Here is a 21,384-nt window from a genome sequence, read left to right as displayed (position 1 = left end):
AAATAAACAAAAGTGTTACAAAAGAACCCCAGAATCTCCCCATAAAATAGCCCGTTTCAGAGATAGGGTAGGAGAAAAGGAAGGTTCCGGTCTTGTGTTCCAGATCCCGATAAAGGGGTACCCCCATTACCGCTGAGGCGATCAAAATTCCGAACATGGAAACCAGGAGAAGTAAATTCGCAATGACAATCGGTGCATTGTGATACACCTTCTCCGAAGCAGGAGTATTGCCAAATCCTACCAAAAGCATAGGTACGATCAGAAGTATTAGAAAATAGATATAGGTCGCTGGGCGGCTAAATCTATATTTCAGCTCGAAAATGAAAATATCCTTAAACATAGCCTCAGATTTAAATGGTAATAGGATCTACTTTCTTGGATATATAGCTGAAGTAAACATCTTCCAAGTCCGCAGGCACTGCTTCAAACCCATCTCCGGGGTTATCATCATTTTCGATTCTTAAGCTAAGCTTTCCTCCGAGTAGTTTGGTGGAAATTACCGAGTATTTGTTTTGGTAATCAACTAGTTCTGACTTTTCAATTGATTTTTGGAAGATCCTCCCTTCTATGGCTTCGATACCTTCTGAAGGCTTGCCTGTCATCAATACTTCACCCTGACAAATGATGGCCATATTGGAGCAAAGCGTGTTCACGTCTTCCACAATGTGCGTGGAAAGAATGACGATGGTATTTTCACCGATTTCAGAAAGCAGGTTATAGAATCTATTTCTTTCGGAAGGATCCAAACCTGCGGTAGGTTCATCCACGATAATTAGTTTTGGGTTTCCTACCAAAGCCTGCGCAATCCCAAATCGCTGCCGCATACCACCCGAATAGGTTCCGAGAGCTTTCTTTCTATGTTGGTATAAATTCACTTTGTTGAGAAGGCTTTCGACTAAATCCTTTCTCTCAGAATTATTCCCTACTCCCTTCATTTGAGCGATATGATCCAGCATCACCTGGGCATTTATTCTCGGATAGAGTCCAAAGTCCTGTGGCAAATATCCAAGCTGTTCGCGAACCGACTGAGGATCTTTTAGCACATCTATTCCATTCAGCATGATGCTTCCCTCATCAGGATCTTGAAGGGTGGCTATTGTCCGCATCAAGGTGGATTTTCCGGCCCCGTTGGGTCCGAGAAGCCCAAACATTCCCTGGGGGATGGTCAATGAAATGTCATTCAAAGCTTTCACCCCATTTGGGTAAGTCTTAGATAGGTTTTTAATAAGGAGTTCCATAGATAATTTTTATAATGTTTCAAAAATCCAATTCAATTTCATGAACTGTATCAAAATCAATATAATCAATTGATATTAAACTGCTTAATAAAATACAATTTTGCAGGCTTTAGGGGTTAGATGCGGATTTCATCAGGATGGATGCATTCCTTTTCAAATTATTTTTTAACTAGAAGGTCTGAAAAGAAAAATATCATGATTCATTATAAATTCAGGTCACTTTTCTACTTTCTGATTCAAGGTCTAATCCTATTTTCCTGTCAAAGCAGGTCCTTTGAAAAAGAGTCCGGTCAAGTCGAATCTTTTGCTGAAATGGTCGCTGCAGGCGTAAAGCCAATAGCATTAAGTCCGCCTATGAATTCGGCGGAAATGGACCTTTTTATCCCGGAAATGGAGCGTCTCGCTACGAAGTATGAGGTGCAGTTTTACCGGGAGTCTTCACTGATTCAAACGGACCTTTTCCCGGTAGCAGCAAGCGAAGGGAAAGAGGTGTTGATCATCTATCAAGACCCAATTTTCTTGCAATCCTACCAAAATCTGAAAAGTGATTTGGAATCAAGTACTGTGGAGGATAAAGAAGATTTGAGCAGACGTTTTGGAAGATTGCTTGGATACCCTGTCTGGAAAATCAATGAACTCTTGGAAGCTAATTCCTCTTTTCGGGATTTGGAGGATTTCGGCATTTTGGGACAGGAATTAAGCCTTTACTATCGTGATTTAGACCGAGCAAAGTCATTTTATCAAAATAAGTTGGGATTGAATTTGCTTGCTGAAAATGAAAATTCAGCCACTTTTCAGATAGCAGGAGATTCGAGGCTTGTGTTGAAAAGCGTGGCTGGTTCTGGCTTTACAGGTGAGGAAAATAAATCTGTGGCTTTGGCGCTTTTGACAGATAATCTGGAAGCTTGGTATGCACGTGTTCAGGAAGAAAAAATACCCATCAAATATACACTCAAACAAAATCCGCAAGGTGCACATGATGGATTTGTCGCGATTGACCCGGAAGGCTATTTGTTGGAATTTGAGATGTTTAGGCACCATCCCGAGAATGAAGTATTGATGCCGGAATTACAGCGCTTGGAACCGAAAGCTACTAGCCTAGGGGAAGAATTGAATTTTTATGCAAGCGTCACTTGGTTGTATTATGAGGACATGCTTCCTATGGAGAATTTTATGATGGAAAAGCTGGGTTTCAAATTATCTGCAGATCAAGGCTGGGCAAAGATTTATCGGGTTTCGGAAAATAGCTATTTAGGATTGGTGGATGAAAAGCGAGGGATGAATTCCTTTTCTGAGGAAAAATTGGTGGAGGTAAAGTTCAACTTGCAGGATCCTCAGGGATGGGAAGAATACTTGAAAAACGCCTTAAGTGACTCAGCTAGAGCGGAGCAGACATTTCGCGATTTGGGTGGGTATTTATTTCCGTTTTGATTTCCCGCAAAGAAAGTAAGAGGTGTAAGTAAACTTTTGCAAGGGAAGGTGATTTAGCCTTTCTTCAGGTTAGATTTTAAAGGTAAGGCTTTAAAGAAACGATCTGATTCTAGTCAATTTGATTGTAATCAAAGTGACAAGAGGTAGACCATAGTCTAGAATACTTGGTAAATTCCCTTTTCTAAAAAGAGCCCTTATGTTGAAAAATCTACTTATCCTCATTCTCTTCCAATTTGCTAGCTTGATTGCACAGGCTACCGAGCTTGCCCAAATGATCCAAACCTATCAAGCGGATCGTGGGGCCTTAAGTCGCTTGTATACCAATCCACTTTCTGAGGAATACTTCAATCGAATGGAAGCATTCAACAAAGAGTATTTGCAAACTCTTGAAAGCTTCAATTATGATTCCTTTTCCGAAGATGGAAAGATCGATTACGTACTTTTTCGAAATTACTTGGAGAAAGAGTTGGCTGAGCTGAACCTTAACCGAAGAGCCTTTGATGAAGTTAAATCTGTGGTGACTTTTGGAACTCCTCTTTACCAATTTGTAGCTGATCGACGTAGAGCTAAGCAACCTCTATCGCAAGATTTGGCGGCGGAATGGAATCAGGTTGCCAATGAGGTAAGTGCCCAATTGAAACTTCTGGCTAGTATCCCCAAATACAATTCCTGGCAAAAAGCCGATTTGGCGGCTTCTGCTGTAGAAAGCCTTCAAAGGACAGTAAAAGAGGCTTATGATTTTTATTTTGACTTTGATCCCGAATTCACCTGGTGGATGCCTGAGCCTTGGGGAAAATTAGACAAGAGCCTGAAAACTTATGCATCTGCTTTGCGAGAGCATTATACCAACTCTGTCAAAGATGACGGAAGTGGCATCATCGGCAAACCTATCGGAAGAGAGGCCTTGCTCAATCAATTAGCCTATGAAATGATCGCCTATAGCCCGGAGGAATTGATTGCAGAGGCAGAACGTCAGTTTGAATGGTGTGAGAAGGAAATGCTCAAAGCCTCCAATGAATTGGGTTTTGGGGATGATTGGAAGTCAGCCTTGGAGATGGTCAAAGAAACTTATTTGCCTGCAGGAGCATGGCCGGAGGAAGTTGTGAGATTGGCAGAGGAAGCTACTTCCATCATGGAAGAAAATGACTGGGTCACGGTGCCCGAACTGGCGAAGGAAACTTGGCGAACAAGCATGATTTCGGCAGAGCGACAGCGTGTAAGTCCTTTCTTTTTGGGTGGAGAGGTGATTCAGATCGCCTATCCTACTTCAGAAATGAGCCATGAAGAGAAGATGATGTCCATGCGAGGGAATAACCCTCATTTTTCTCGAGCCACTGTACAGCATGAATTGATTCCTGGTCATCACTTGCAGCAATTTATGAATCAGCGCTACATGACTCACAGACGCTTGTTCCGTACACCATTTTGGATCGAAGGTTGGGCTTTATATTGGGAGTTTGTGCTTTGGGATAGGGACTTTCCGAGAGATGCTAAGGATAAAGTGGGTATGTTGTTTTGGCGAATGCACCGCTGTGCCCGGATTATTTTTTCTCTTAATTATCACTTAGGGAAAATGACGCCTCAGGAATGTATCGATTTATTGGTAGATCGGGTTGGGCATGAATATGCCAATGCAGAGGCAGAAGTACGAAGGTCTTTTGAGGGACGATATGGTCCGCTTTATCAGATAGCTTATATGATTGGAGCTTTGGAGTTTTATTCCCTGCGGGAGGAAATGGTTGATTCTGGTAAAATGGAGGAGAAGGCCTTTCATGATCTGATTATGCAGCAAAACACCATGCCGGTGGAGATCTTGAGGGCAAAAGTTACTGGTCAAAGTTTGGATAAAAATCACCGCGCAAGCTGGCGATTCTTGGATTAATCCTGATATTGAAGAAAATTAGAAAGATGAAAAAGATACTAATTCTCCTATGCTTTGTGGGAAGTATAGCATACGGGCAATCTCCGCTGCGAAGCCAAATCGATCAAAAAGCAACAGAAATCGAATCGAAGGTCATTGAATGGCGGCGCGATTTTCATAAATATCCAGAGCTTGGGAATCAAGAATTCCGAACCGCTAAAATTGTAGCCGAGCATCTTCGGTCTTTGGGAATGGAAGTGACTGAAGAAGTCGCGGTGACAGGAGTGGTTGGTGTCTTGAGAGGTGTAAAGCCTGGCCCTATGGTTGCGCTACGAGCAGATATGGATGCACTTCCGGTGACTGAGCGAAATGATCTACCCTTTAAATCTGTAAATACGGCAGTCTATAATGGACAGGAAACCGGTGTTATGCATGCTTGTGGCCACGACTCGCACGTTGCCATTCTAATGGGCGTAGCAGAGATCATGGCCAGCATGAAAGATCAGTTGAAGGGCTCGGTGAAGTTTATTTTCCAACCGGCTGAGGAGGGAGTTTATGATGCAGATATAGCCGGAGCGGAATTGATGGTCAAAGAAGGAGTGATGGAAGACGTGGATGCCATATTTGGATTGCATATCTGGGCACAGATCGAAGCAGGTAAAATCGGCTATCGATCCGGGCCTTTTTTGGCCGCTGTAGATAATCTGGAAGTGACTATTACAGGTACTCAGGCGCATGGTGCAGCTCCTTGGTCCAGTGTTGATCCGATTGTTACCTCAGCACAGGCCATCATGGGTTTGCAGACCATCCTTTCCCGAAATGTCAATATTACTGAAAATCCGGCTGTTGTTACAGTAGGGGCGATTCACGGCGGTATTCGGCATAATATCATTCCCGAAAAAGTGGAAATGATCGGAACCATCCGAACTTTTGGCGATGAGCAACAGACTTTGGTTCATAAGCGCATCACCGAGATCATCACCAATATTGCGGAAAGCGCAGGAGCAAAAGCAGATGTCAACATCGGGAAACTCTATCCATCAACCGTAAATCCACCTGAGCTAACCGCCCAAATGCTACCTACCATGGATGCGGTGGCTGGAACGGGAAACGTCATCGCCATGCCACCTGTAACCGGAGCTGAAGATTTCAGTTTCTTTCAAAGGGAAAAGCCTGGTTTCTTTATTTTCTTGGGCGGAATGAAAAAAGGAGGAGATCCATTGACGACCCCTTCACATCATACACCGGATTTCTTCATCGAGGAAAGTGGATTCAAGCTGGGGGTTAGGGCCTTAAGCTACTTTGCCGTGGATTATATGGAAAAGAATTAATTGGTCTGAAACGCTCCTTCCAATCAATTCGATTTAGAGAGAAAATTTGGGGCTGTTTTAGAATGACTGGGGAAATATTTCCACAAAAAGTTGGGTATAATTTGCTACAAAGATCATAGATATTCAGTCTTAGGGGATTTGTCTTGCAAAGGCATAGAATTGGCTTTCCAATACCTGAATTTTAAGAAAGATATCGAGGATGAATGTGCTGATTGTAGATGATGAAGTTGACTTGTGTAAATTACTTTCTTTACAACTCAAATCTTTGGGCCTAGACAGTGAATACGTCAATAGTATTTCAGAGGCGAAAGAAAAATATAGACCAGGGAAATTTGATCTGATTTTCTTGGACTTAAACTTGAAAGATGGAAGTGGTTTTGAGATGTTGGATTACTTAAAACAATTCAAATCCACGCCTAGAGTAATTGTGATCAGTGCCTATGATGCTGAGCGAAGTCAGGTATTGAAGGAAGGGGCAGATTATTTTTTACCCAAACCGTTTAGCAAGAAAAATATAGCAGAGATCATTGACTCTTTTTAAATTAAACTATTGTTTATAATCCGATGAATCAAAATATCCTAGTAATCGACGATGATCAGGATTTGTGTAAAGTCCTTTCTAATTTTTTGAAGAAATCAAACTATGGGGTTTCTGTAGCTTATGATGCTGAGTCAGGCCTAGGCATCCTTCGAAAGGAAAAATTTGACTTAGTGCTTTGTGATTACAGACTTCCCGATATGACTGGTGTGGAGGCGCTTCAGCGGATAAAGGTACTGAGTCCTGAATCTGCGGTTATTATTATCACCGGTTACAGCGATGTTCAAACAGCAGTTGAGACATTCCGATATGGAGCCAACGACTACGTGACCAAGCCCTTGTATCCGGATGAACTGCTGGTCACTGTCAAGGAAACCATTTCCAAAAACCAAGACAAACTTCAGGTCAGATCAGGCAAATCAGTCCCTGAGAAGACATCTGAAGGTTCCAAAAACTCAGCATTTATCCAAGGCACGAGCAAAGCCTCCCAAACTGTACAGGAGCATGTGAATCTAATTGGTCCCACGGATATGTCCGTATTGATAATCGGTGAAACTGGTACAGGAAAAGAATTTATCGCAAACTCCATTCATCAAAAAAGTGAACGTGCGGATAAACCCTTCATAGCAATCGACTGCGGTGCATTACCCAAGGAGTTGGCAGGCTCTGAATTGTTTGGTCACATGAAAGGGTCTTTTACAGGAGCCATTGCTGATAAGCCGGGGAGCTTTGAGATGGCTAAAGGGGGTACCATATTTTTGGATGAAATAGGAAATCTCAGCTATGAAAATCAAGTCAAACTGCTTCGAGTCATTCAAGAACGAAAAATCAAAAGAATTGGAGGGCAAAAGGATATTCCAATTGATGTAAGAATCATCGCGGCAACCAATGAAAACCTGACGGAAGCTATTCAGAATGGAGATTTTAGAGAAGATTTATATCACAGAATAAATGAATTTAAAATTGCTCTTCTCCCTTTGAGAGACAGGAAAAATGATATCATGACTTTTGCTGATCACTTTCTAAACCTAGCAAATCAGTCACTGAAAAAATCAGTCAAAGGCTTTTCTGAAGAGGTAGTCAGACACTTTTTGGACTATCAGTGGCATGGAAACCTAAGAGAATTGAATAATGTGGTCAAACGCTCTGTATTGTTGACTCAGGGAGATCAAGTTGAAGCGAAGTCTCTCCCGGAAGAGATCACAAAACCCAAATTGCTGAACAAAGCAAATTCTAATGACGAGGGGCTTTCTTTAAAAGCTGCATCCGAAGAAGCAGAAAAAGAAGCCATTATTAATGCCTTGGAAGCGAGCAAATACAATAAATCCAAAGCCGCCGAGCTCTTGGAAATAGATCGAAAAACACTCTACAATAAATTGAAGCAATACAATATCAAAGACTATTGATTTGTTTCTTCATCCCCTTTTCTAATGAATCTAAACAGTCTCAGGATTCTTTTTTCTTTGATTATTGGTCTTTTGATCATTTTATGCATTTGGACCTATTGGAACCTCAACAACTACATCAGTTCAGTAGAGAAGGTAAGAGAGGCCAATCATACCTTGCAATTGACTACTCAAATATTATCATTGATCAAAGATGCAGAGACTGGGCACCGTGGCTATCAGCTTAGCCATGATGATCAATATTTGGAGCCTTATTATGTAGCCAAAAAAGAACTTCCTCTCAAGCTTGATCAATTGGATAGCCTATCGGTCGATCATGCAGATTTATTGATCAAAGTCGCTGAATTTCGAAAGGCAATTGATTCCCAACTCGCTATCATTGAACAAATTCTCCAAGAGGTTCAAAAAGGCTCTCGACTTAATTCAGAGGCGCTTACCTTGCTTAGTCAAGGCAAGGCTAATATGGATTTAGTCAGAAGTATCGCAGAGGACATAAACATCCTGAGTCGAAATGAGGCTCTAGAAGAAGAGCAGGAAGAAGGGGCATTTAAAAAAGTAACTCCGATCAACTTACTGGTGGTTGCCTTGATCGCCTTTGGAGGAGTTTTGCTCCTATTCACACGGGCAGTATTGCTATTGGAGCAGCGGGATAAAAAGTCTAAAAATCTTACCGAGGCCCTTGAGGATTTGGAAAAAGCAACTGAGAAAACCAAACAGGTCAGTGATTTGCTCCGAAATGTACTGGATAGCTCCCGTGATGGGATCATGGCCTATCGCTCTATTCGAAATGCAGCTGGAGAAATCGAAGATTTTCAACTTGTTTTAGCAAATAGAGCCGCATTCCTTATTACCAATCGAAGTGAATCGGAGATACTCGGTCAGCGATTATTGGATCTTTTTCCTGGGAATAAGGGCTATTTGTATGAGGAGTACTGCAAGGTAGTCGAGTCAGGAAAGGACTTCAAAACAGAAATAGAATACCTGCTGGATGAAAAATATATCTGGTTTAAAATCCTTGCAACCAAATTTGAAGACGGATTTATCGTTACCTTTTCAGATATCACGGAAGATAAAGCTACCGGAATCAAATTGGCCAATTACACACAGGAGCTCAAAAGATCCAACGAAGATTTGGAGCAGTTTGCCTACGTAGCCTCACACGATTTGCAGGAGCCTCTTCGTAAGATACGTTCGTTCGGTGATAGACTACTCACCAAGTATCGGGATCAATTGGATGAAACGGGGCAAAATTACATTGATCGGATGCAGGTTGCGGCGAAGCGAATGCAAAATCTGATCGAGGATTTGCTTGCCTTTTCCAGGATTACCCGCAGTAGTGAGCTGCCTGGAATGGTAAATATGAAAGAGGTTTTTGAGGAAATCCAAGAAGACCTTTTTGATCAGATTGCGAGGACAAAGGCCAAAATAGATATCGAAGGACTTCCGGATGTCTTGGGTGTCAAAAGTCAAGTCCAACGTTTGTTCCAAAACTTAGTAAGCAATGGCCTCAAGTTTAGAAGAAAAGACCTTCCACCTCTGATAAGAATAAGTGGTAAGATAATCAGTGCAGTGGAGGCTTCTAAAGATTTTAAAATTAGCCCTCGCTACGGCAACTATGTCCAAATCACCGTGTCAGATAATGGGATAGGATTCAATGAACGCTATAAGGATCAAATTTTCAATGTATTTCAGCGACTGCATGGAAAAAATGAATTTGAAGGCACAGGAATAGGCTTGGCAATTTGTAAAAAAATCATCCTGCATCACGGAGGAGCCATTCGTGTAGAAAGCGAAGAAGGAGTTGGGTCGGATTTTATAGTTATATTTCCATTGAATAAACAAGCGGGAAACCCGGAGCACCATGAATAAAATTAATAGCAAAGTCAGCATTCTGATGGCAGATGATGATCCCGATGATCAGGTTCTCCTACAGGAAGCTCTTCGAGAAAACAACATTTCCAATGCCGTTTGTTTTGTTGAAAATGGAGAGGAGCTAATCGAGTTTTTAACCAAAAAAGGAAAATTCGAAGGTAAGGATTGTGCCACTCCCGGCTTAATCCTTCTGGATTTGAATATGCCCAAAATGGATGGGAGAGAGGCCTTAAAACTGGTAAAGGCCGATCCCGTGTTGAAAAAAATACCCATAGTAGTGCTCACTACCTCCAGGGCAGACTCTGATGTAATTGAGTGTTATGATTTGGGGGTGAACTCTTTTATTTCTAAGCCGGTAAATTTTCATGATTTGGTCGATGTCACCCGAGAAATTAGTAATTATTGGCTAGGTACTGTCTCTCTTCCAAAAAACAATGTCTAATGTCCTTACAGCAAGTATCCATATTGCTGATTGAAGATGATGAGGATGATGCCTTTTTGATTAAAGACTATCTGTCTGATATCCACAATTTTGAAATTAAGCTTGATTGGGAGCCTGACTACAACAATGGGAAGGAAAAAATCATGAACGGTTCTTTTGATTTATTTTTGATTGATTTCTATCTCGGAAAAGAAACTGGTCTGAATCTGATCGATTTTATCCAAAAGCAGGGTGTATTTACACCAGCTATCCTTCTGACAGGCAGAAATGACTCCCAAATCGACATAGATGCGAGTACCGCAGGCGCATTTGATTATTTGATAAAAGGAGACATGACGTCAGATATTTTGGAGCGTTCGATTCGCTATTCTATCCGTCAGGGAGAAACTATTCGAGAATTGGATGAAAAAGAAAAGCGCTATCGTTCACTTTTTGAGCGATCCTTCGATAGTATTTTCCTTGCCAATATCCGTTTGGAGTTTCTGGAGCAGAATGAGTCATTTTTAAATTTATTCGGCTTTCAGGAGGGAGAATTAAATCGATTTGAGCTCCAAAAACTCTTTGCAGACTCTGATGATTACGATTTTTGCATCAGTCAACTCAAAGAGCATGGGGTGATCAAGGATTTTGAGGTGAGGCTCGTGACCAAGCCTGGAGAAGAGAAGATATGTCTTTTCAACTGTATTTTCATTCCTGATCAGGAGGATGAAAACTGCTGTTATCAGGGGATTATTCGGGATTTGACAATGTCTAAAAAGGCCGAGGCTGACATGATGATGGCAGAGAAACTATCGATGACCGGAAAACTTGCCCGAACTATTGCTCACGAGATCAGAAACCCCCTGACAAATCTGAATCTAGCTTTAGACAGCTTGCAAGATGAGGTGAATCAATCTGATGAGACCCTTTCCACCTACACCCAAATTATCCAAAGAAGCTCCAACCGAATCGAATCATTGATTGGGGACCTACTCAATTCTTCCAAGCCCAAAGAACTGCAGCTAGAGCTTGTCTCGCTTGATGTGATTGTGGAGGAAGTAATGACTTTGGTACAGGATAGAGCCAAACTTAAAAATATCCGCATTGAGCAAAGTCTAGCTAAAGATCTTCCAAGGCTTTACGTAGATCCCGAAAAGCTTTCTATTGCTTTGGTGAATATTTTTATCAATGGCATCGAAGCAATCGAGCATTCCGATGGATTGCTTCAGGTTTCGGTCAGTTCTCGACAAAATTCAATTTTTCTCCGAATTGCAGATAATGGAGGAGGGATAGCTAAAGAGGATTTGAAAAAAATATTTGATCCTTTTTTTACTCAAAAATCAAACGGTACCGGCTTGGGACTTACTTCCACACTCAATATTCTTTCAAGTCATAATGCCTTGATTGAGGTAAAAAGCACTGTAGGAGAGGGCACGGTCTTCGAGATTGAGTTTCCTTTGCCCGAAATGTAAAAAAGGCTACCTCAGGTAACCTTTAATTTAAAAAACCCTTAGAAGGGATTTAATCACAATCTATTTTTTCAGGCTGCTATTTGCCAAAGACCCGATTTCCGAATATCAATGTGAGTACAAACATCACAATGAAAATGAAAAACAAGATTTTGGCGATGGAAGCAGCTCCTGCAGCGATTCCGCCAAACCCAAAAATTGCAGCGATAATCGCCACAATAAAGAATCCTAGTGCCCAACGTAACATACGTTATTGTTTTAAGTGAATGAAGTTTCCTTAACTACTGGAAAAAAGGTGCCATCCGTCAAAACAATCGAAATGAGCCTAGAAACGGCACTTTGATAAAAATTGTGTGGAAAATATCCTACAAAAATGGAACAGATTCCCCAATTCCCCATCGCTTGAATCCTTGAATTGCCCACTTGCAGGCTGATTTTGGCCTTGGTACAGTCATTGGACTAATAGAGGCAAATCAATTTGAATCAAAAAATAAAAATTATGAAGACTGACACACAATTTAGAATAGAAGGATCTTGGAAAGAAATAAAAGGAAAGTTAAAACAGAAATATGCTTCCTTGACTGAAGACGACTTGGCTTATGAAGAAGGTCAAGAGGAAGAGTTGTTGGGTAGGTTACAAAGGAAGCTCGGTAAGACTATCGATGACATTAAGGAAGAAATCAACAGCCTCTAATTACCAACAACCAAATTATTTTACACCAAAACCGCAAAACTATGAGAGCTAAACTAACATTTATTGGAGCTATTGCTTTAGCCTTTTTCATCTCTTCTTGTTCAGAATCAAAGAATGAAGAACAAAGAGACCAGATGCTTGAAGTTCAGACAAACTGGGAAGATGAAAGAGATCAGCTTCAGGCTGATCTAAGAGAGCTTGAGACCGAAATCGATAAAAAAATGATTGATCTGAAGGCAGAAAAAGAGAAAGCAGATGCAGATATGAAAGCTGAAATTGAAAAAATGGAAGCTGAACTGCAGGATGAGAAATCTGAGGTTAAAAAAGCATTAGCTGATCTGGAAAATGCCTCGAAAAACACTTGGACAGATGTGAAAGCAGCTGTAGATAAAACCACAAAAGACATTGAGTCTGAGTGGAAGAATTTCAAGACAAATATAGATGGCTTATTGAGCGGAAACTCAAACTAAACCACCTTACCTAAATGGAGCAGGGTTGATTGATTCTTTCAACCCTGCTTTTTTTTGTTCGAGCAAGAGGCAAATGAGCGACCCGTCTCTGGCAACATACTAAAAAGTTAAAAATAGATTATCAATGGAACTGGAAATAGAAAAACCCCTCAATGTTGTTTTTGAAAAAGTAGAAAGCTGGATCGATGGATTTATTGCTATGATTCCGAATATGATTGTGGCAGTATTGACCTTTATCATTTTCCTGCTTCTAGCTAAATATGGAAGTAAGATTGCGATCAAGATTTTTTCGAAGACATCTAATAATACTGCTTTGAAGAATCTATTATCCACGGTAGTGCACTGGTCCATTTTGGGATTAGGTGTATTTATCATATTGGGGATTTTAGGACTTGAAAAAGCCGTGACTTCACTACTGGCGGGTGTCGGGGTGGTAGGGCTGGCTTTAGGTTTTGCCTTTCAGGATATTGCAGCCAATTTCGTTTCGGGCATCATTTTAGCCTTTCGAAAGCCCTACAGAATAGGCGATGTGATCGAAATTAACGATGTAATGGGAAAGGTCTTACGGACCAATCTGCGTGTCACCGTGATGGAGACTTTTCAGGGGCAAGAGGTTTTTATCCCAAACAAAGAACTTCTCCAAGGCAATATTGTCAACTATTCCTCGCTTACGCATAGGCAGATAATTATCGCCTGTGGGATTTCTTACGCTGAGGATTTAGAGGAAGTAGAAAGTGTGGTGAGGAAAGCTATTTTAGAGCTTGAAGGATTGATTCGTAAGGATGATTTGATTTTTGACTACGAGGAATTCGGGGGTAGTTCCATCAATTTTTACGTCCGCTTTTGGATTGAATACCCCGGAGAACCTGGCTATCTCGGGATGAAAAGTAAGGCAATCAAAGCGATCAAAAAATCCTTTGACCAGAATAATATTACCATTCCTTTCCCTATCCGAACATTGGATTTTGGGATCAAAGGCGGTAAGACGCTATCAGAAATGGAAATTCACCAGGCTGTGCAGGATGCTGGCCAAAATTGATTGATCTAAAGTCCTTTCCGAATTTGAAGAGGCGCTTCCACAGGCTGTGGAAATTGTGCCACATCCCACAAAACCCATCAAAAAGTAAAATAGAATATCCTTCGGTATCATGTGGCACCGCATAAGAATATTCTAACTCTAATGGGATACATAAAATCATTCACTTCTTGGGCTTTTTGGAAAGGAATTTGGGCTAATTGGAGTAAAAAATATAAATGATTATGTCAACTACTAATATGAATACTGAAAGAGCAACATTGTCAAATCACCTAAATTTGGATGAAAAAAAGATGCGCGATCTGAATGATCAGATGAACGATCTCCTATCAGACTACCATGTCTTCTACCAAAATGTAAGAGGTTTTCATTGGAATGTAAAAGGTGCAGATTTCTTTATTCTGCATGAGAAATTCGAAGAGCTATATACTCAATTGTATCAGAATATTGATGATCTAGCTGAGAGAATTATTACCATTGGATATAAGCCCTTGCATTCCTATTCCAAATATTTATCACAAAGTATCCACAAGGAGGTCACAGATGTGAGTGGTGAAGAAGAAACCGTAGAGCAGGTAATCAAAGGCCTTGGTGTCTTGTCCACTTCCCACAGAAAAGTGGCTCAACTAGCAGGTGAAATTGGAGATATTGTCACCGAAGATATGCTAACCAATTTTGTAGCAGATCTAGAAAAAAGAATGTGGATGTTTACCATGTACAAGAAATAAACAATCCTATAAAGGAAAATGGCCATCAGATTTGATGGCCATTTTTTTTAATATCCTACTAAATAGAAAAGTCCTGCGGCAAGAGCTGCTCCACCGATGGGACCTAAAATAGGTACCCAAGCATAACTCCAGTCTGAGGATCCTTTTCCTTTAATCGGTAAAATTTGATGAATTATTCGAGGTCCTAAGTCTCTGGCAGGATTGATGGCATAGCCCGTGGTGCCACCCAGAGACATACCAATTACCCAAACCAAAAATGCCACAGGAAGCGCCCCGACTGAACCCAAGCCTATGGGAGTCTCGGATGCATCCTCAATTTTTGCTCCAGTGATATAAAGGATTACAAAAACCAGTACGAATGTCCCGATGACCTCGGAAATAAAATTATTTGGCAGATTCCGAATAGCTGGGCTTGTTCCAAAAGGAGCAGCTATCTCACCGGGATCTTGGGTGGCTTTGAAGTGATCGATGTGGATCAACCACGAGAGAAATGCTCCTATGCCTGCTCCCAAAACCTGCGCTCCGATATAGCCGGGAGCCATAGCCCAGTCAAATTTTCCTGCCAACGCTAGGCCCACTGTCACAGCTGGATTCAAATGAGCTCCACTATAGGGACCCGCAACGACTACTCCTGTGAAAACAGAAAGAGCCCAAGCAGTGGTGATGACAAGCCAACCGGCATTATTTCCTTTAGTTTGAGGTAGAACCACATTGGCAACTACCCCTGAGCCTAGCAGTAAAAGCAGGCCTGTTCCGATTATTTCTGCTACGTATGGATTCATTTATTCTACCCAGTTTTTAGATCGTTCGACTGCTTTGTGCCAAAAGTGAATAAGCTTATCTCGCTTTTCGGCATCCATTTCCGGCTCGAAACTTTTGTCAGCTTCCCACAGACTTTGGATTTCCGATTGATCCTTCCAAAATCCAACCGCTAATCCAGCCAAGAAAGCTGCCCCAATCGCCGTTGTTTCGATGATTTGGGGGCGTTTGATTTCACAATCTAGCAAATCGGACTGAAACTGCATTAAAAAATTATTGGCTGTGGCACCGCCATCTACCCGGAGTTCTTTGGTCTTTTCTCCAGCGTCCTTTTCCATGGCTTTTAGCACATCGTAGACTTGATAGGCAATGGCTTCCAGAGCAGCCCGTGTAAAATGCGCAATGGTTGTTCCTCTGGTTATTCCAAAAAATGCTCCCCGCGCGTCCTGATCCCAATGTGGAGCCCCTAAACCTGCTAAAGCAGGAACGAAGTAAACGCCTTCATTATCCGGCAAACTCATCGCAAGCTTCTCGGATTCTTTAGCATGACCAAATAATTCGATCCCATCCCGAAGCCACTGAATAGCAGCTCCACCTATGAAGACCGAACCTTCCAAAGCATAATTGATTTCATCTCCGATTTTCCAAGCAACGGTTGTCAAAAGTTGATTTTTGGATCGGACAGCCTCTTTACCTGTATTCATGACCAAAAAGCAACCAGTGCCATAGGTGGTTTTAGCCATTCCAGGTTCTGTGCATAGTTGACCAAAAAGTGCAGCCTGCTGATCTCCGGCGATACCTGCGATGGGGATTTTACTCCGCAATACATCTCCAGCCGTCTCGCAGTACACTTCAGAGCAAGTTTTTACTTCTGGCAGCATGGACTGCGGAATACCAAATAGATCCAGAAGCTCCTGATCCCATTCCTGTGTGTGAATATTGAATAGCATGGTCCGACTGGCATTCGTGATGTCGGTCAGGTGTTTTTCGCCTTTGGTGAGATTCCAGATCAACCAGGAGTCTACGGTTCCAAATGCCAATTCCCCTGCTTCGGCTTTCTTTCTGGCACCCTCTACATTTTCTAATATCCAGCGGATTTTGGTGGCTGAGAAATAAGCGTCGATAATCAAACCGGTTTTGGAGGCGATCATTTCGGAATGACCTTTTTCCTTTAAACTATCACAAAAAGCAGCCGTACGCCTATCCTGCCAGACAATGGCGTTGAAGATGGGCTTGCCGGATTTCCTGTCCCAAACGATGGTAGTTTCACGCTGATTGGTGATGCCGATAGCCGCTATCTGATCGACTGAGATTCCTTTATTGACTAAAGACTCAATCATTACCGAAGACTGCGAAGTCCAGATTTCCACAGGGTCATGTTCCACCCATCCCTGTTTGGGGAAATGTTGTTTAAACTCTTTTTGGGCGACCGAGACGATTTGCCCTTGCTTGTCAAAAATAATGGCTCTCGAACTCGTCGTGCCTTGGTCCAAGGACATGATGTATGGTTTTGTTTGGGTCATTTTTTGGGTTAATTGATGATTACGCCTTTCTCCACTTTTCCACTTTGCAATTCTCAGGCTTTAATTAAATACTTTTCAGCCACTTTTCTAAAATCTGATAATTCCTGCTCGATCCATTTTGAATCTTTTCCAAGTTCTTGAGCCATGATTTCAGCTACTTTCAATGAGGAGTCCAGAGCTGCCTGCGCATCGAGAATGAGCATTCGGATTCTTCTGGAGAGCACATCTTCTACTTTGACGGCCATTTCTTCCCGAGCAGCCCAAACTACCTCAGCCAGAATATTTGGGAAGTCGGGATGGATTTTTTCGCGAAGCGATGCATCTTCTTCGGCTAATTTCTGAATTGCTTCGGCATCGGAGCCATAGACAGACCAATGTCCTTGGGGGACTTGGGTAGTATGTCCGTGAAGCTTCATCTCAAAAGACTCACTTGGAGCCAAAAGCTCTTTGGTGATTTCCTGATAATGATTTACTGTGTCTTCTCCCATTTTTCGGAAAGTAGTCCATTTTCCTCCTGTCAGAGTAACCAAATTACTTTCTGAGACGATGACTTTATGTGAACGCGAGATTTCCTTGGTTTTTGCTCCTTCTTCTTTTGGTCGAGCCAAGGGTCGTAATCCTGCAAAAACCGCTTTTACATCTGCTCTTGTCGGTGCTTTCGTCAGATACCCTGACGCTGTTTCTAACACAAAATCAATTTCCTTTTGCAGGGCCTCGGGCTCCAATTTTGCTTTTTCCCGAAGGGTGTCGGTAGTGCCTACGACCAGTTTCCCATGCCAAGGTACTGCAAAAAGCACTCGTCCATCATTCGTTTTTGGAATCATGAGTGCGTCTTTTCCTCCTAAAAACTCTAAATCCATGACCAAATGAATCCCTTGACTGGGCTGTATCATTCTGGCGGCATCGGGATTGTCCATTTGGAGGATTTTATCTGCGAAAACACCCGTAGCATTGACGACCATTTTTGCTTTTAAAGTGTATTTCTCCTGATTGAGCTCATCTCGTACTTTTAGCCCGGTGATTTTCCCATCTTCATCTTTCAGCAATCCTCGGACAGAGACATAATTCAATAGACATGCACCCGCATCATCTGCGGTCTGTGCTATGGCAAGAGCCAGACGAGCATCATCAAACTGACCGTCATGATAGACAACTCCACCCTTTAGCCCGTCTTGCTTCACAGCAGGTAGTCGTCTGATAGTTTCGGATTTGGAGATAAATCGGCTTTTTCCCAAACGCAGTTTTCCAGCCATCCAATCGTAGATTTTCAAACCTACGCTATATTGAGCACGGTCAAACCAAGAGTAAATCGGAATGATGAAAGGTTGATTTTGGGTTAGGTGAGGGGCATTTTGTAGAAGTTTTCCCCGCTCCTTGAGCGCTTCCAGGACCAGTCCTACATCCCCTTGAGCCAAATATCGAACACCTCCATGGACTAGCTTGGTACTTCGGCTGGAAGTGCCTTTGGCAAAATCCGCCTTTTCTAAAAGAATCACTGAAAGACCCCTCGAAATTGCGTCGAGAGCCACGCCTAGACCCGAAGATCCTCCGCCAATTACAGCGATGTCCCAGGTTTTTGAGCTGTCAGCTAGTTGGTTTAAGTTTTCTTCTCTTTTCATTTGGATCAAAAATAGAAATAAAAGAAAGCAAAAAGAAACAAAAAGAAAGTTAATTTCTGTCTCATGCTTTCTTTTTCCTTTGTTTTCTTAATTTAGTGAAAAATATACCCGAATGACACTGGCAGAAAGGCATCGCTACATTTTAGATCAATTGGAAAAAAAAGGACTCCTTACCGTTTCGGATCTGGCTAAGGAGCTGAATGTGACCATGGTGACTGTGCGGAAGGATCTGAAGATTCTGGAAGAGAAGGGCTTGCTCTTTCGCTCGCATGGCAGTGCCACTTCGGTCTCGCCCTATGTTTCTGATCGCTCGGTGCAGGTGAAGAGGCTTGAGCAAGTGGAGGAAAAGAGTCGAATTGCTCAAAAGGCTTTGGATTATTTGGAGCCGCATGAGGCGATTATCATCGGTTCGGGTACGACGGTCGGTGCCTTTGCTCAGGCAATACCGAGGAACTATCCACTTACGGTCTTGACAGCTGCGATGAATGTAGCCTTAGCGCTAATTGATACGACAGAGCTCGAATTGGTACAGCTTGGGGGTGTGGTAAGGAAGAGTAGTAGTTCGGCAGTGGGGCATTTTGCCGAAGAGATGCTAAAGAGTTTTGCCTGTAATAAATTATTTCTCAGTGTGGATGGAATCAGCCTAGAGCATGGTTTGACCACCTCCAACATGATGGAGGCGCACTTGAATGCGGAGATGATTCGATCGGTGCAGAAGACCATTGTACTGGCCGATAGTCGAAAATTTGGGAGAAAGGGCTTTGGAAAAATCTGCGATCTCGAAGATATTGATGTGATTATTACCGATTCGGGTATTCCCGAAATCTATCGTGAGAGATTGGAGGAGAAAGGGATAGAGTTATTGTTGGTTTAATAATCCTTATACAATCTCCTGATCACCGAACTCCCGCTTTCTTTTAGATTGACTTCATAGATAAAGTCATATTCGATATCCTGCAGGTCCTCATATTTTTCTCCTTCTCCCACAAAGTAGTTGGCAAGTCGGCTGACGGTGTTGCTGTGTCCGACCACTAGGATATTTCCATCTAAGCTTTTCAATTTCTCCACCAATTCATCGTGATTGCTGGGTTCATAAGACTGAATCGAGATCCCTGCCTGATCGGCTGTTGGTTGCGCTGTCAGTCGTGTTCTTTTATAATCCGTGCTGAATACATGCTTGATTTCTTGGTTTTGAAGAATCTGGGCAAGTTTTTTTGCTCTTAAATAACCTACTTGAGCCAATTCGGGATCTGGATTATCCACGAGTTGTTTTTCGGCATGCCGGACGATGTAGATGGTTTTGGGTTTGTTTTGGGAGGTGCAGGAAAAGAAAATTAAGACAAGAATGAAAAGGATGAGTAGATTTTTCATGGTTTTAAAAGATATGCTTTACAAGATAAGCCTTCGGCAAAGAAATACTTCACTTCGTTCGGTTAGATAAGCCTTCGGCAAGATATAGCCTACTTCCTCGACTGAGATATGGCTTCGCCGAAATATGCTTCGCTAAATGTAATGGAAATATGCCTACGGCGAGATATGTTCGCTTCGCTTCACGAAATATGCCTCACGTTGTTCGGGGAAATACACTCGCTACGCTTCGTGAGATACAACATCTTTCCACAGTTGAGATACGCTTCGCGAAATATAATGGAAATACATCTCACTCCGCTCGATGAAATAAGCTCCCTCTGGTCGCGAGATATAACTCGCTTTGCTCGATGAAATAAGCCTTCGGCGAAATAGGTTTTACGTAATACTATCAGGAAGATAGTTCGGCTTCGCCTCACAAGATTCAAACTCATACCTTGGCTAGGATATGCTCTAGCTTGTCAAGTAAGTGTTAGGTCGCTGACCGTCACTGCGACGACGATCCCGAGAATCGGGAGAATACCCCTCTTGTAGGCACTCAAATGCTTGAAATCCAACCTTGTCGAATTATTTCACCCAAAGCTTCTCTCAAGGCGTAGCTACTTTTTTTATTCTGGATACTAAGCCTGAGATATCTGCGAAATCAGCTTTTTTTTCTGCGTAAATCTGCGGGAAATAGAGCCTCTTTAAAAATAAAACTCACTTCGTAGATCGAAAGATTTCGCCCGACGAAGGAGGGCTTATTTCCATCGTATTTCTACCGTATTTCCCTTTGCTTACTTGGCGGAAGATTCTTAACCTGAGAAAGTATTGTCAATGTGCTGATCCTTAGCTTTGATTTCCTCAAATTCTAAGTATTGTTCCCAAAATTCACTTTCAGGAAGAGCTGCTCGGAGATAGAGTTTTTCCTTTTTGATAGGATGAACAAATACCAATTTGAAAGCATGTAAGTTGATGCTGGCATCAGGATTGGGTTTTGGGAAACCGTACTTCAAGTCCCCGCGAATTGGGCAACCCATTGAAGCCAGTTGAACTCGGATCTGATGTGGTCTACCAGAGACTGGGCGGACTTCTATCAGCCAGTGGTCATTCAATTTGCCGAGGGTCTTATAATTAAGCTCGGCTTTTTGTGAACCCGGCACTTCTTTCTCATGAGCAGTGACCACATTTTTTTGCTCGTCCTTGGTCAGCCAATGAGTGAGTTTGCCCATTTCTTCTCTTGGTCTTTTTTTGACAATAGCCCAATAGACCTTGTGAATATCCCGCTTACGGAAAAGCTCCATCATACGCTCCAAACCTTTGCTTGTTCGGGCAAAAACCACCAAGCCGCTGACAGGCCTGTCTAAACGATGTACGGGATGTAAAAAAACAGCTCCGGGCTTGTTGTATTTCTTGGCAATGTAATCCTTGCAGTAATCGGTCAGGGTTTTGTCACCGGTTTTGTCTCCTTGGACGAGAACACCTGCTGCTTTATTGACCACAAGTAAATGATTGTCTTCGTAAACGACGTTGAAGGGCTGCTTTTTCATAGATGGCACAAAGGTAGGCAATTTGTGATTAGTTCGGGATATTCTGCCTTCTTCGTCTTGTTTTTTAGTTTAAACAGTGTATACTAGTATT

Annotated in this window: 21 protein-coding genes; 13 read left to right on the top strand and 8 right to left on the bottom strand. The window is 42.2% G+C overall.

Annotation, left to right across the window (positions count from 1 at the left end; genetic code table 11):
- The coding region (locus OU792_RS05240) for a hypothetical protein (RefSeq protein WP_274669665.1) at window positions 1-340 on the bottom strand (340 nt) is incomplete at its 3' end.
- 10 nt (window positions 341-350) lie between these two features.
- Complete coding sequence (locus OU792_RS05235; RefSeq protein ID WP_274669664.1) at window positions 351-1,238, bottom strand: ABC transporter ATP-binding protein; 888 nt, start codon at window positions 1,236-1,238, stop codon at window positions 351-353.
- 195 nt (window positions 1,239-1,433) lie between these two features.
- Between OU792_RS05235 and OU792_RS05230 the strand changes: the two genes are divergently transcribed.
- The 8 genes from OU792_RS05230 to OU792_RS05195 all read left to right on the top strand — a co-directional run bounded on the left by OU792_RS05230 (window position 1,434) and on the right by OU792_RS05195 (window position 11,570).
- The gene (locus OU792_RS05230; protein WP_166669353.1) at window positions 1,434-2,669 is read left to right on the top strand and encodes a VOC family protein; all 1,236 of its coding nucleotides are present in this window, start codon (window positions 1,434-1,436) and stop codon (window positions 2,667-2,669) included.
- Window positions 2,670-2,865: 196 nt separating this feature from the next.
- A complete protein-coding gene (locus OU792_RS05225) occupies window positions 2,866-4,551 on the top strand; it encodes a DUF885 family protein (RefSeq protein WP_274669663.1) in 1,686 nt (561 codons plus the stop codon).
- 26 nt (window positions 4,552-4,577) lie between these two features.
- Complete coding sequence (locus OU792_RS05220) at window positions 4,578-5,861, top strand: amidohydrolase (RefSeq protein ID WP_274669662.1); 1,284 nt, start codon at window positions 4,578-4,580, stop codon at window positions 5,859-5,861.
- Window positions 5,862-6,060: 199 nt separating this feature from the next.
- Window positions 6,061-6,402, top strand: coding sequence for a response regulator (locus OU792_RS05215; protein ID WP_274669661.1), 342 nt, complete (start codon window positions 6,061-6,063; stop codon window positions 6,400-6,402).
- Between the two features lie 23 nt (window positions 6,403-6,425).
- Entirely contained in the window at window positions 6,426-7,805 is a 1,380-nt protein-coding gene (locus tag OU792_RS05210) for a sigma-54-dependent transcriptional regulator (RefSeq protein ID WP_274669660.1), read from the top strand.
- Between the two features lie 24 nt (window positions 7,806-7,829).
- A complete protein-coding gene (locus OU792_RS05205) occupies window positions 7,830-9,674 on the top strand; it encodes a sensor histidine kinase (RefSeq protein ID WP_274669659.1) in 1,845 nt (614 codons plus the stop codon).
- On the top strand, window positions 9,667-10,119 hold the full coding sequence (locus OU792_RS05200) for a response regulator (RefSeq protein ID WP_134199513.1): 453 nt from the start codon (window positions 9,667-9,669) through the stop codon (window positions 10,117-10,119). Before OU792_RS05205 ends, OU792_RS05200 begins: the two co-directional genes overlap by 8 nt.
- Entirely contained in the window at window positions 10,119-11,570 is a 1,452-nt protein-coding gene (locus OU792_RS05195) for an ATP-binding response regulator (RefSeq protein ID WP_274669658.1), read from the top strand. The genes OU792_RS05200 and OU792_RS05195 overlap by 1 nt, the downstream gene beginning before the upstream one ends.
- A 76-nt stretch (window positions 11,571-11,646) precedes the next feature.
- On the opposite strand, the gene OU792_RS05190 is transcribed toward OU792_RS05195, so the two are convergent.
- A complete protein-coding gene (locus OU792_RS05190) occupies window positions 11,647-11,814 on the bottom strand; it encodes a DUF1328 family protein (protein ID WP_100629138.1) in 168 nt (55 codons plus the stop codon).
- Window positions 11,815-12,066: 252 nt separating this feature from the next.
- Between OU792_RS05190 and OU792_RS05185 the strand changes: the two genes are divergently transcribed.
- The 4 genes from OU792_RS05185 (at window position 12,067) to OU792_RS05170 (ending at window position 14,495) form a co-directional block, all read left to right on the top strand.
- A complete protein-coding gene (locus OU792_RS05185) occupies window positions 12,067-12,261 on the top strand; it encodes a CsbD family protein (protein ID WP_133390371.1) in 195 nt (64 codons plus the stop codon).
- 41 nt (window positions 12,262-12,302) lie between these two features.
- A complete protein-coding gene (locus OU792_RS05180; protein WP_134199516.1) occupies window positions 12,303-12,731 on the top strand; it encodes a hypothetical protein in 429 nt (142 codons plus the stop codon).
- 124 nt (window positions 12,732-12,855) lie between these two features.
- On the top strand, window positions 12,856-13,770 hold the full coding sequence (locus OU792_RS05175; protein ID WP_274669657.1) for a mechanosensitive ion channel family protein: 915 nt from the start codon (window positions 12,856-12,858) through the stop codon (window positions 13,768-13,770).
- Between the two features lie 290 nt (window positions 13,771-14,060).
- The gene (locus OU792_RS05170) at window positions 14,061-14,495 is read left to right on the top strand and encodes a Dps family protein (protein WP_274669656.1); all 435 of its coding nucleotides are present in this window, start codon (window positions 14,061-14,063) and stop codon (window positions 14,493-14,495) included.
- 47 nt (window positions 14,496-14,542) lie between these two features.
- On the opposite strand, the gene OU792_RS05165 is transcribed toward OU792_RS05170, so the two are convergent.
- The 3 genes from OU792_RS05165 to OU792_RS05155 are packed head-to-tail and all read right to left on the bottom strand — an operon-like array spanning window position 14,543 to window position 18,396.
- Window positions 14,543-15,277: an MIP/aquaporin family protein gene (locus OU792_RS05165; protein WP_134199520.1), complete on the bottom strand. Its 735-nt coding sequence runs from the start codon at window positions 15,275-15,277 to the stop codon at window positions 14,543-14,545.
- The gene (gene glpK / locus OU792_RS05160; protein ID WP_274669655.1) at window positions 15,278-16,777 is read right to left on the bottom strand and encodes a glycerol kinase GlpK; all 1,500 of its coding nucleotides are present in this window, start codon (window positions 16,775-16,777) and stop codon (window positions 15,278-15,280) included.
- 53 nt (window positions 16,778-16,830) lie between these two features.
- A complete protein-coding gene (locus OU792_RS05155) occupies window positions 16,831-18,396 on the bottom strand; it encodes a glycerol-3-phosphate dehydrogenase/oxidase (RefSeq protein WP_274669654.1) in 1,566 nt (521 codons plus the stop codon).
- Between the two features lie 112 nt (window positions 18,397-18,508).
- Between OU792_RS05155 and OU792_RS05150 the strand changes: the two genes are divergently transcribed.
- Window positions 18,509-19,270: a DeoR/GlpR family DNA-binding transcription regulator gene (locus tag OU792_RS05150; protein WP_274669653.1), complete on the top strand. Its 762-nt coding sequence runs from the start codon at window positions 18,509-18,511 to the stop codon at window positions 19,268-19,270.
- Here the strand turns inward: OU792_RS05150 and OU792_RS05145 are convergent.
- Window positions 19,267-19,767, bottom strand: a complete 501-nt coding sequence (locus tag OU792_RS05145) for a SixA phosphatase family protein (RefSeq protein WP_274669652.1) — start codon at window positions 19,765-19,767, stop codon at window positions 19,267-19,269. The genes OU792_RS05150 and OU792_RS05145 overlap by 4 nt on opposite strands.
- Window positions 19,768-20,558: 791 nt before the next feature.
- The gene (locus OU792_RS05140; RefSeq protein ID WP_134199530.1) at window positions 20,559-21,293 is read right to left on the bottom strand and encodes an RluA family pseudouridine synthase; all 735 of its coding nucleotides are present in this window, start codon (window positions 21,291-21,293) and stop codon (window positions 20,559-20,561) included.
- Window positions 21,294-21,384: the final 91 nt, after the last annotated feature.

The sequence above is a fragment of the Algoriphagus sp. NF genome, from assembly GCF_028823735.1.
Classification (GTDB): domain Bacteria; phylum Bacteroidota; class Bacteroidia; order Cytophagales; family Cyclobacteriaceae; genus Algoriphagus; species Algoriphagus marincola.
Note: the sequence above shows the minus strand (reverse complement) of the source record. Positions and strands in the feature narration are given on the sequence as shown.

What these genes read in the sequence shown, in the direction of transcription:
- OU792_RS05235 (WP_274669664.1), bottom strand. Translation starts at nt 1,238, where the DNA reads ATGGAACTCCTTATTAAAAACCTATCTAAGACTTACCCAAATGGGGTG.
- OU792_RS05230 (WP_166669353.1), top strand. Translation starts at nt 1,434, where the DNA reads ATGATTCATTATAAATTCAGGTCACTTTTCTACTTTCTGATTCAAGGT.
- OU792_RS05225 (WP_274669663.1), top strand. Translation starts at nt 2,866, where the DNA reads ATGTTGAAAAATCTACTTATCCTCATTCTCTTCCAATTTGCTAGCTTG.
- OU792_RS05220 (WP_274669662.1), top strand. Translation starts at nt 4,578, where the DNA reads ATGAAAAAGATACTAATTCTCCTATGCTTTGTGGGAAGTATAGCATAC.
- OU792_RS05215 (WP_274669661.1), top strand. Translation starts at nt 6,061, where the DNA reads ATGAATGTGCTGATTGTAGATGATGAAGTTGACTTGTGTAAATTACTT.
- OU792_RS05210 (WP_274669660.1), top strand. Translation starts at nt 6,426, where the DNA reads ATGAATCAAAATATCCTAGTAATCGACGATGATCAGGATTTGTGTAAA.
- OU792_RS05205 (WP_274669659.1), top strand. Translation starts at nt 7,830, where the DNA reads ATGAATCTAAACAGTCTCAGGATTCTTTTTTCTTTGATTATTGGTCTT.
- OU792_RS05200 (WP_134199513.1), top strand. Translation starts at nt 9,667, where the DNA reads ATGAATAAAATTAATAGCAAAGTCAGCATTCTGATGGCAGATGATGAT.
- OU792_RS05195 (WP_274669658.1), top strand. Translation starts at nt 10,119, where the DNA reads ATGTCCTTACAGCAAGTATCCATATTGCTGATTGAAGATGATGAGGAT.
- OU792_RS05190 (WP_100629138.1), bottom strand. Translation starts at nt 11,814, where the DNA reads ATGTTACGTTGGGCACTAGGATTCTTTATTGTGGCGATTATCGCTGCA.
- OU792_RS05185 (WP_133390371.1), top strand. Translation starts at nt 12,067, where the DNA reads ATGAAGACTGACACACAATTTAGAATAGAAGGATCTTGGAAAGAAATA.
- OU792_RS05180 (WP_134199516.1), top strand. Translation starts at nt 12,303, where the DNA reads ATGAGAGCTAAACTAACATTTATTGGAGCTATTGCTTTAGCCTTTTTC.
- OU792_RS05175 (WP_274669657.1), top strand. Translation starts at nt 12,856, where the DNA reads ATGGAACTGGAAATAGAAAAACCCCTCAATGTTGTTTTTGAAAAAGTA.
- OU792_RS05170 (WP_274669656.1), top strand. Translation starts at nt 14,061, where the DNA reads ATGCGCGATCTGAATGATCAGATGAACGATCTCCTATCAGACTACCAT.
- OU792_RS05165 (WP_134199520.1), bottom strand. Translation starts at nt 15,277, where the DNA reads ATGAATCCATACGTAGCAGAAATAATCGGAACAGGCCTGCTTTTACTG.
- glpK (WP_274669655.1), bottom strand. Translation starts at nt 16,777, where the DNA reads ATGACCCAAACAAAACCATACATCATGTCCTTGGACCAAGGCACGACG.
- OU792_RS05155 (WP_274669654.1), bottom strand. Translation starts at nt 18,396, where the DNA reads ATGAAAAGAGAAGAAAACTTAAACCAACTAGCTGACAGCTCAAAAACC.
- OU792_RS05150 (WP_274669653.1), top strand. Translation starts at nt 18,509, where the DNA reads ATGACACTGGCAGAAAGGCATCGCTACATTTTAGATCAATTGGAAAAA.
- OU792_RS05145 (WP_274669652.1), bottom strand. Translation starts at nt 19,767, where the DNA reads ATGAAAAATCTACTCATCCTTTTCATTCTTGTCTTAATTTTCTTTTCC.
- OU792_RS05140 (WP_134199530.1), bottom strand. Translation starts at nt 21,293, where the DNA reads ATGAAAAAGCAGCCCTTCAACGTCGTTTACGAAGACAATCATTTACTT.